This is a genomic window from Microbacterium sp. BF1 (assembly GCF_019279095.1).
GTDB lineage: Bacteria > Actinomycetota > Actinomycetes > Actinomycetales > Microbacteriaceae > Microbacterium > Microbacterium maritypicum.
The window spans coordinates 1-773 of sequence record NZ_JAGYWT010000758.1; the positions used below are offsets into that span (position 1 = coordinate 1).

Annotated in this window: 1 protein-coding gene; it reads right to left on the bottom strand. The window is 66.1% G+C overall.

The annotated features are described in order from the left end of the window. Positions 1-116: 116 nt before the first annotated feature. Positions 117-410: a DUF4193 domain-containing protein gene (locus KZA10_RS16595; RefSeq protein ID WP_029259298.1), complete on the bottom strand. Its 294-nt coding sequence runs from the start codon at positions 408-410 to the stop codon at positions 117-119. Positions 411-773 lie beyond the last annotated feature (363 nt).

The window sequence follows — 773 nt, forward strand, 5'->3', positions numbered from 1 at the left end:
CCGACCGCCTGGCCGCGGCGATCCGCGCCTCGCGCGACTGAGACGCTTCCCGCAGACGACAGCGCGCCCCTGACCGGAGTGGTCGGGGGCGCGTGATACGTCGCTCGGAGGACTGCTTACGCAGCGCACTCCTTGCAGATGGGCCCGGATGCGCCCTCGTGGTCGAGCTGTGAGCGGTGCTTCACGAGGAAGCAGCTCATGCACGTGAACTCGTCCTGCTGCGCGGGCAGCACGACGACGTCGAGCTCGAGGTCGGAGAGGTCGGCACCCGGAAGGTCGAAGCTCGACGGGTTGTCGGAGTCTTCGTCCCCGCTTGAGCCGGAGAGCTTGTCCGGCACACGCTCCTTCAGGGCTTCGATCGACTCGGAGTCGTCTTCGCTCTTTCGGGGGGCGTCGTAATCGGTTGCCATGCGGTAGATCTCCACTTTCATGGTGCGAGTGGGTGGTGCGCCGTCGGGTATTCGGCGGCCATAGTTTGCACGACCAAACGACATAACGCAAATGCTCGTCCGTGCGACGGAGGAAACTCACGGCACGCCCAGGGTATTCCCGGGCCTGACGCCCCGCACGTGACACCATGAACGGACACCCATCAGAGGGGCATTCGCATGGAAAACGTCACCATCGTCGGCACAGAAGCAGGAGTCCTCGTACTCGCGACCGAGTCGGGCGAGCGGTTCGCGCTGCCCATCGACGACATGCTGCAGCGCGAGATCCGTCGCGCCACGCGTCAGAGCGAGCCGACGGCCCAGAAGCTCGCCGCGAGCCCGCGC

Bases quoted from the DNA above. Each gene is read 5' to 3' on its own strand.
- KZA10_RS16595 (WP_029259298.1), bottom strand. From the start codon at position 410: ATGGCAACCGATTACGACGCCCCCCGAAAGAGCGAAGACGACTCCGAG.